Origin of the sequence: Pedobacter sp. (genome assembly GCF_035566355.1) — a bacterium.
GTDB lineage: Bacteria > Bacteroidota > Bacteroidia > Sphingobacteriales > Sphingobacteriaceae > Pedobacter.
Map to the genome: position 1 here is coordinate 1 of NZ_DATMRL010000232.1, position 9,391 is coordinate 9,391.

Below are 9,391 nucleotides of genomic sequence, written 5' to 3' on the forward strand. Positions count from 1 at the left end.
CTCAGCCCGCTTGCGGCAATAACAGCCTCATCCTCTATCTTCACCATAGAAAGTTTAAAACCACCAAGATCGTCGGCTTCTCCTTCCAGTTTTCTGCCAAAGGTATCTAGCTGAACAGATTCTAGTTGTAATGTTCCATAAGAGAATAAATTTTCCATTGTTCTTTTTTTGGGACAAAAGTAAACATCTTTTAAATTGTTAGATATCCAATTTCACAATAGTGCTCGTTGCAACCCCATCCTCTACATCCAATACCCCTGCTCATCAAATCATCTATCATCCGATAAAAAAAATAAAAAATAATTCTTTGTATTGCATAAACTTTATGTATGTTTACGTCGAGAGCGTTAATTTAATGAAAAGGGGCCAGTCGCAAGATTCGGTCCCTTTTTTCATGTGATCTGCATCATAAAATCAAGACTCTGGATAAAGCTGTTTCATATGTGCCAGCGAATGATCTATGAGCTGTATTAACACACCCATATTGACATCCTCAAGCTTTTTAATATAGATACAACTTTTACCTGTTTTATGTTTCCCCAGCCGCTGTAGCAGCTTTTCTTTAGTCTCAAAATCTGAAGCCATATATAAGGATATGGCAGTACTCCTGGGCGAGAAGGCAATTAAAGGTGCGTCTCCTTCATGTCCGCTTGGGTATCTATAATGATAGCTGCCAAAGCCAACAATCGCAGTTCCCCACATTTTCGGTTCAAATCCACTCTGCTTCTCCATAAGCGCAGCAATCACATAGCTGTCTTTTCGTTGTACCGGCTCGTTTATCTTTTCCAGGAAGTCTCTAATGCTCGCTGTTGTCTCACTGGTTTTGTTCTTTGCCATGCGTATATTTGGTTTGAACAATCAATTCAAAATTAAATGTTCTTAAAAAAAAAAGAATTTTGTCCCCATACCGAGATTATGATCGTTATCAGGGCAAACAATAAATATAGAAAAAATGAAAGAATTTGCATTAATTTTCAGATTGAACGACACCTCAGACTTCAAACCATCACCTGAACAAATGCAGGAGAGGATGAACTGGCTTGGCAGTATTGCTGCTCAAAACAAACTGGCCGACAAGGGAAACACACTTTTACCAATTCCCGGAAGTGCAAAAACAGTTAGGCCAGACAATGTAGTAACAGATGGGCCTTACACTGAAATCAAAGAATTTATAAGTGGCTACATCGTAGTTAGAGTGGAGAATATTGAAGAAGCCGTAGAACTGGCAAAAAGTAATCCTATTTTTAAGATCGGCGGCAATATTGAAGTAAGAGAAGTTTTAAAGCGCGACTAATGCAGCAAAACGGAATTTCGCCTGAAGCAATTCTACCACACTTGTTCAGACAAGAGTATACCAAAATAACGGCTGTATTGTGCCGTTATTTTGGCTTGCGACACATTGAAACTGCGGAAGACATTGCCAGTGAAACGTTTTTGAAAGCATCCGAAAACTGGGCCGTAAATGGTGTACCTATCAACCCAACTGCATGGCTTTATACAGTTGCAAAAAACAAAGCCAAAGATTATTTCAAGCATTTGGCTGTTTTTGAAACCCAGGTTAAAAAAGAACTCCCAACAGATACGATACAAGAGAGTCATACCTTTGAATTTAACACTAAAATCATCTCAGACAGCCAACTGGCAATGATATTTGCTGTATGCAACCCCACAAATTCAACAGAGGCACAAATCTGCCTGGCGCTCCAGATCCTCTGCGGTTTTAGCGTCGAAGAAATAGCGAACGCCTTTTTAACAAAAACGGAAACTATAAAAAAGCGACTGCAAAGAGCAAGGAATAATCTTCGAAATGAAAATTTTCAGATCAGGGAGTTAGCCGCAGTGGATATTCAGCAAAGGCTTAATGTTGTTTTAAAAACCCTGTATTTACTGTTTAACGAAGGTTATTTTTCAAAAACCAACAACCAATTGATTCGAAAGGAATTATGCTCAGAAGCAGTCCGGCTAACCTTGGTTCTCGTAGAAAATCAATTGACCAATACACCTCAAACAAACGCCCTTCTTGCGTTAATGTGTTTTCAAAGTTCACGCCTGGAAGCACGGATAAATGACAACGGAGAAGTCATTCTATTTGAACAGCAGGATACAAGTTTATGGGATCAAATATTGATTGAAAAGGGCAATTATTATTTGGTAAATGCTTGTGATGGTCTGGAAATCTCCAAGTACCATTTGGAGGCAGGTATTGCCTATTGGCATACGACATTGGCAACTGAGAATAAATGGCCGCATATTTTGCAATTGTACAATCAACTGATCCTGATGGAATATTCACCTGTAACTGCACTAAACAGAACCTTCGCTTTTGCACGTGTATATGGAAATGAAAAAGCAATTCCTGAAGCCGAGCAACTAAAGCTTACAGAAAATAGTTATTATCATGCATTACTGGGTAACTTATACACCGGTACTGATTTTGAAAAGGCTATTAATCATTATCAGAAGGCGATTGGGCTAACAAAATCCAAAACAGAAAGACAAACCCTGGCAAAGGAAATTGAACGGATCAAAGAAAAAATCTATTTAACCACCCATTCATGAATCCCTGAAGAATTTTCCTTTGGAAGTTGTACCTCCAGCTTCAGACTTTTGGTTTTAACAGGTTTAAAATTCATAGTATTAAACTTATCTTTTTCTATTGCATAAGTGTTCACAGGCTCTACAGGAATCCATTGTCCGTCCTTTAGGTAAAGGACTTTATAGTTTTCCGGAATTCTGCATCCACCCCAAGGCCCATCATCATACCAATACACCTGCGACTGGGATACCTGATACTCCTGGTCAAAATCATATTGCAAATATTCCTGTGAATCCTTTTTTGGCCACCAATGTAAATATGGATAATTGGTGTCTTTTGAGTCTGCTGGCTCATATTGATCTTTAACAGCAACCAGCAATTGTTTATTTCTCAATGAACCAGACACTTTACTTTTAGAGGCAATAGTTGCTGCAGGTCTTGGTCTTGAAGCCGATTCCTGATAAGGAATCCAGACTGCCATTTCACTTGGCCCCCGGTTGGCCCAGGCGTAATAAGGAATTGCTCTTACTTCCTGGTTTACCTTGATCAGTTCATCACTATTTACCTGTCTGCTGGTACTGGTTCCACTAACCGTTAACAGCTCTATGCCATTGAGCATATTGGGTTTAAAGGCCATAGAAGGTATTGCATTTTTATCAACCAGAATATCCTGCACTACACTATCTCTATTGTCTGGGCCTTCCAGGCAATACACAATGGGACCGCGCTGAAAAGCAAAACGGCCCTTATCGTCTTTAACCTTGTCATTTGCAAGAACTTTGCGGACTTCCATTGGAACGTCTAAAGTAAGCCTGTCCCCTTTTTTCCAGATACGGTCTATAACAGCATAACCTTTAACCAGATCATATTGAAGTGGTTTACCATTTAAGGAAAGTGCTGCCGTGTAAACATTACCATCAGCAAAACGATATAATGTTCCTGGTACCGGTTCCATTCCTGCCCAGCCAGGAATACGGATATGGAGGGCAAATTTAGCATCCCGTTCCGGATTTATTTGAATATCTACGTTTCCCTTCCATGGATAATCAGTGCTCTGCGCAATGTTCACTTTCGCCACAGGCAATTTAACTTCACTGTTGTTGCTCATGAAGAGATTTACGTATAGATTGTTATCATTCTGCGCATAGACATAACCTGGAACTGAAGGTAAAAAACGGGTCATGTTGGAAATACAACAGGCACAGCTAAACCAGGCACTTCGCTGGTGCTGGTGCATGGAAGCAAGCGGATTTGGATAAAAGAAGCGATCTCCCGAAAGGGAAACCCCGGAAAGCAATCCGTTGTAGAGCGTGCGTTCCAGTACATCTATATATTTGGAATCACCATGGAGCTGGAACATCCGGCTGTTCCAATAGATATTAGCAATAGCTGCACAGGTTTCTGCATACGCCGACATATTTGGCAATTGGTAAGCAGCCCCAAAAGCTTCACCTGCTCCCGTTGCTCCAATTCCACCTGTAATATATAGTTTTTTGTTTACCACATCATTCCAAATATCATCAATGGCATGGAGGTATTTCTGGTCGCCGGTAATGGCCGCTACGTCTGCCATACCTGTATACATATAGGTTGCCCTTACCGCATGTCCTACGGCTTCATGCTGGTCTACAACTTTTGCCTGGGCCTGGTTGTAAGCATCTCCTTTTGGACCCCGTACATCGAGAAAGAACTTAGCCAGTTGTAAGTATTTTTCATTTCCGGTTATCCGGTATAATTTGACCAGACCAATCTCCACTACCTGATGCCCAGGGTATTTTTCTTCCTTACCATAACCAAAATCCTTCACCAGCAGATCTGCATTTCTAATGGCAATATTCAGTAATGTTTTCTTTCCCGTCGCCTGGTAGTGCGCTGCAGCAGATTCAAACAAATGGCCCGAATTATACAACTCATGACTCAATTCTTCTTCCTTTTCCCAGCGTTTAGATCCTACCCAATCGTGAGGCTTTGCTGCGTGTACGGTACGAAAAGTATAGAGGTAGCCATCTTTTTCCTGGGCTTTCCCTATAATAGTGATCAGGGAATCCACATATTTATCCAAAGCAGGATCTGCTTTCACTTGCATCGCATAAGAAGCACCTTCTATCACTTTATAAATATCAGTATCATCAAATGGAAAAGCACTTAATTTATCTCCGGGGATCGTCTTCGATGCACGCAGAAAATTATCAATCCTGCCATCCATTTTACATTGCTGCAGCGTATACGGAATGGTCACCTCTGCATTTATTTCCATTTTTGGTGCCCAGAAAGCATCATTTACATGCACATGAGTAAAAGCAACAGGCTGTATAGGATAATCTTTTTTCTGAGCATATATAGCCATAGGGAACATGGATAATAGAAGTAGCCAGCGATTCGGTTTCATAGTGTGGTTAGGTCTAAGTTTAAGGATATTCAAATGTATTTGAATGCAGAGCTTTGGGCATACCAAATTTTAACCAATAGCAACAACATATTGCCTCATAACACGCATTTTAAAGAATATGGTCAGAATTACTGATGCAGATAACTTTGTTCTTTTATTCTCGGAGAAACAACCAGATAGATCAGGATCAACACCAGCATTAATCCAATAAAAAGCCAGTAATAACTGGCTCCCTGAAAGGAGGAAAAAAAACCTTTATTGGAGATACTGTGGTTTACCAGGGCCGTAAAAACATTTCCGACAGCTATAGTAAGCAACCATACCGCCCCCATCGTACTCTTCATAGAGGCTGGTGCATGTGTATAAGCATATTCAAGGCAGGTCACAGACACCATCACCTCTGCAGCAGCCAAAATAAAATACGCCAGAACCTGCCACCAGATAGAAGGGCTAAGTCCCTTATCAACAGCACCCTGCAAAATGGCAATAACCACAAAAGAAATGACCATCAATATGAGTCCTGCACCTATTCGTCTTAAGGGACTTGTCTTTATACCTCTACGCTCAAAGAAGGGGTAGATACCATAATTAAAGACCGGGATCAACAACAACAGGAAGAACGGATTTACAGTCTGTACCTGCTGTGGCAACAGTTCGTAACCTAGAATATGCCTATCCAGCTTTCCAGCCTGCAAGACCCATTCAGAAAGGTTCTGATCCCACATGGCCCAAAACAGTGGAATGAAACTAAAAATCCCGATCACCCGGTATGCAGCTTTGATGTCTTCGACTTTCTCCGGACTAAATTTTTCTTTAGCAACATCCAGTAATGAGGTACCAGGTTTCCGTTTATAAAAGTGGACAAGGGAATAGACGGAAATAAAAAGAAAATTATCCTTTCTTATCCCGGAAGGAGGAACACGAACATAAGTTTTACGGCCCGAGTAAAAAATCAATGTAGACACTGCCATCAAAATCCCTGGAATTCCAAATGCCCATTTAGGGCCATAAGCCGCATAAACCAAAGGAATTACTAGTGTGGAAATGGCAGACCCCGCATTGATACTGAAGTAAAACCATCCGTAAACCTTCGTAAGCAAATGCTTATTCTCTGCATTGAACTGATCTCCCACATTGGCCGATACACAAGATTTTATACCTCCAGCCCCTATTGCGATTAAAACCAGTCCGATTCTGAATACGTCAAAGTCATTCTCAAACATGGAGAGGATCAGATGTCCAAAACAATACAAGATCGATATCCAAAGAATAACTTTATATTTTCCAAAAAACCAATCAGCAGCAACAGCGCCCAGAAAAGGGACTGCATAAGCCAATGATACAAAAAAATGCGTAGCCTCATTGGCTCGTGCCTCAGCAACACCTTGTAAAGAAGGATTTAACGCTGGATTAAAAAACTGCACAACCAGAAAGGTGGTTAAAATGGATCGCATACCATAGAAACTAAAACGTTCGGCGGCTTCATTAGCAATAATATAGGGTAAACTTTTGGGATAGGCCATATCCGTAAATCTGCTCATTTATTTGTCTGTAAAATAATCGGTTATTAATTTAAACCAGCAGGATATTAACCAATAATCTATGTTTAATATCCTGGATTACTTCTATTTCACAAATTATACAACAGCATACATACAAAAACATTTGATGGCAACAACTACAAATACCCATATTTTATTTTACCACAACACAACTTAACCGAATCAGGTTAAAAAATGGCTGATATTAGATAAAATCTACTGAATAGAGGGAAAGTCACAACACTAATTTTATAAACGTCAACACAACGATTATAAAAACCAACCAAATTATGAATGTGAAACTTACCCTATCTTTAAGTAAGTTGTTCTGGATTTTCTTTCTGATGATCCCGTGGCTTGCTTACGGCCAAACCAAAGTTACCGGAATGGTGACAGACAAAAGTAACCTGCCTTTACCCGGCGTTACCATTAAACTGAAAGGAACAACTACTGGAACAATTACAGATGGTTCCGGTAAATTTTCTTTAATAGTCAAGCCAGATCAAAGCGCAGTTGCGAGATTTAGCCTGGTGGGCTACAAATCCAAAGAAGTCCCTATAGGTAACAATACCAGTTTAAGTGTCCAGCTAACTGAAGATGAAAATATGCTGGAAGATGTAGTGCTGGTTGGTTATCAGAATGTACAACGAAAGAAAACCGCCGGAGCTATTGCAACGGTGAAAGGTAAAGATTTTGAAAACACCCCCTACTCTACTTTTGATGCCATGTTACAAGGACGGGTAGCTGGATTAAACGTATTAAGTACTTCCGGCGAACCAGGTGGGAACACCATCGTGAACATCAGAGGGGCCAGTAATGTCAACTTTGGGCAAAACAGTGCGCCACTATATGTGATTGACGGAATTATTTATGACGTAAACGATATCAATTCGGCTTACGGCAGCAGCCCCCTTCAAGCCATTAATCCCAATGATATTGAATCTGTAGACATATTAAAGGATGCCTCTGCATCTGCCGTTTATGGAGCCCGGGCGGCAAACGGCGTAATCATTGTAAAAACAAAACATGCCGCACTGGGGGCACCACCGCAAATCAGACTCTCTACCTATTTCGGTATTGCCAATAAGCCTGCTTTAAAGCCCATACAAACAGGAACCGCAGAAAGAAGGCTCAAAATGGACCTGCTCTACGGTGGCAACGCAAATTACCAGAGTCTGGGTAATTTGAGCATGATGCTTACAGATAGTTTAAATTCAGCATTTAACAACAATACCGACTGGCAGGGTCTGTTTCTTCAGACAGGCCTGATCAGTAATGTTGACGCCAGTATTGCAGCTGCTAAAGAAGACTATTCTTACCGGTTCTCTTTTAACCGTTATTCAGAAGATGGGGTAATGAAGGGCTATGGGATACAGCGTGTTACACCCAGGTTATTTTTACAGGTTAGCCCCGCTAAATCCCTTCAAATCCAAACCAATTTGTTTGTTGGCTTAACAACCGCCAAACATGGCCAGGGCGATCAGAATAAATATCCATTTACAACCTGGGGATTTCCTTCTTCTTTCTGGAAAATCGGAAAAGCTGAAGAAGAGTTATATACCGGGCGGTATGACCAATTGATGGATGATGATAAAACTACCAGCATTAATGGAAATACCTCTGCACAATACACTATTATGCCCGGGCTAAATTTAAAAAGTACCATTTCTTACAACATCAACAACAATACCCGTAGCTATTTTAAACCGGGCCTGTTAAGCAACAGCGGCCTTAATGAAGCTTACGGTTGGATTTATCAAGGTAACCGCTGGGAACTGGAAAATACACTGAATTATAACAAGTCTTTAAAAAGTGGACACAATTTTAACCTGATCCTGCTCCAGGGGATGGAAAAAAATGTGAACAACAGCAGCTATAGCAGTAGTGTAGGCAACTCTGATGCCGTGAAAACGGTGAATGGAATTGCCTCCGGGGCAAACCTATTTGCCAGTAATGTGATTGAAAAGCGCTCCCGCTTGTCCTGGATGGGAAGCTTTATATATGATTACAAGAGCCGTTACCTATTGCAAGCCGTTTATCGTGCCGATGCTTCTTCAAGATACAGTACATCCAGCCAATGGGGTTCTTTCCCATCTCTCTCTGCAGGTTGGAACATTTCTGAAGAAAAATTCTTTGAACCCCTAAAAAAAGTAATCTCTTACCTCAAATTCAGAGGAAGCTATGGAATCACAGGAAATGACCCGGGCGCATATTATGCTCAATACCAATCACTAATATCAAACTCCAGCTATGATGGTTCAGTACTAGGTAATGGTCAACTCGGTTCGCAAACCACTTACAACGGTACACAAGTCATCTATCCGGATTATACAAGGCCCGCTTCTGCAACCAGCATTACCTGGGAAAGAAGTCCGCAAGCCAACTTTGGAATTGACCTTGGGTTGTTCAATGACCGGATCTCTTTAACTGCAGATTATTATATCAGGGATTCCAAAAATAAAGTATTTGATGTGGCTGTACCCCTTACTACCGGCTATTCACTAACTTCTAATAATTATGTAAATCTCCGCAACAGTGGAATTGAATTCAGTATAAATACCCGTAATCTTTCAGAAAAGTCTAAACTGCAATGGAATACAAACTTCAATATTGCCTACAACAAAAACTATATTACTAAACTACCAAATGGCGGACGGGATTTTACATTTGGCCCTCCATGGATGCAGCAAACCTTAAGTGTTGGTGAGCCCCTTTTCACTTATAAAGTATGGGACGTAAGAGGTGTTTATTCAAGAGACTCTGATGTACCTGTAGACCCCATGACAGGCAAAAGAATTACTCAGTTTGGCGGCTCCCAGTTTAGCGCTGGTGACCCGGCACGTGTAGATCAAAACGGAGACTATAATATCGATTATAATGATCTGGTTTCTTATGGCAATCCGAATCCGGACATTACTGGCGGTT

At 40.8% G+C, this 9,391-nt stretch carries 6 protein-coding genes; 3 read left to right on the plus strand and 3 right to left on the minus strand.

Annotated elements, in window-relative coordinates; all coding sequences use genetic code 11:
• Window positions 1-414: 414 nt before the first annotated feature.
• On the minus strand, window positions 415-837 hold the full coding sequence (locus VNZ46_RS08845) for a DUF1801 domain-containing protein (RefSeq protein WP_325559747.1): 423 nt from the start codon (window positions 835-837) through the stop codon (window positions 415-417).
• Window positions 838-952: 115 nt separating this feature from the next.
• On the opposite strand from VNZ46_RS08845, the gene VNZ46_RS08850 reads away from it, so the two are divergent.
• Window positions 953-1,294 (plus strand): YciI family protein, encoded by a 342-nt coding sequence (locus tag VNZ46_RS08850; RefSeq protein WP_325559749.1) that lies wholly within the window; start codon window positions 953-955, stop codon window positions 1,292-1,294.
• Window positions 1,294-2,559, plus strand: coding sequence for an RNA polymerase sigma factor (locus VNZ46_RS08855; protein WP_325559750.1), 1,266 nt, complete (start codon window positions 1,294-1,296; stop codon window positions 2,557-2,559). Before VNZ46_RS08850 ends, VNZ46_RS08855 begins: the two co-directional genes overlap by 1 nt.
• Here the strand turns inward: VNZ46_RS08855 and VNZ46_RS08860 are convergent.
• Window positions 2,538-4,925, minus strand: coding sequence for a glycoside hydrolase family 127 protein (locus tag VNZ46_RS08860; RefSeq protein ID WP_325559751.1), 2,388 nt, complete (start codon window positions 4,923-4,925; stop codon window positions 2,538-2,540). The two genes, VNZ46_RS08855 and VNZ46_RS08860, sit on opposite strands and share 22 nt — an antisense overlap.
• Window positions 4,926-5,053: 128 nt before the next feature.
• Window positions 5,054-6,466, minus strand: a complete 1,413-nt coding sequence (locus VNZ46_RS08865) for a POT family MFS transporter (protein WP_325559753.1) — start codon at window positions 6,464-6,466, stop codon at window positions 5,054-5,056.
• Between the two features lie 290 nt (window positions 6,467-6,756).
• Here VNZ46_RS08865 and VNZ46_RS08870 point away from each other — a divergent pair.
• On the plus strand, window positions 6,757-9,391 hold a 2,635-nt coding region (locus VNZ46_RS08870), incomplete at its 3' end, for a SusC/RagA family TonB-linked outer membrane protein (RefSeq protein WP_325559755.1).

Coding starts and splice junctions, on each gene's coding strand:
- VNZ46_RS08865 (WP_325559753.1), bottom strand. CDS start 6,466: ATGAGCAGATTTACGGATATGGCCTATCCCAAAAGTTTACCCTATATT.
- VNZ46_RS08845 (WP_325559747.1), bottom strand. CDS start 837: ATGGCAAAGAACAAAACCAGTGAGACAACAGCGAGCATTAGAGACTTC.
- VNZ46_RS08860 (WP_325559751.1), bottom strand. CDS start 4,925: ATGAAACCGAATCGCTGGCTACTTCTATTATCCATGTTCCCTATGGCT.
- VNZ46_RS08855 (WP_325559750.1), top strand. CDS start 1,294: ATGCAGCAAAACGGAATTTCGCCTGAAGCAATTCTACCACACTTGTTC.
- VNZ46_RS08850 (WP_325559749.1), top strand. CDS start 953: ATGAAAGAATTTGCATTAATTTTCAGATTGAACGACACCTCAGACTTC.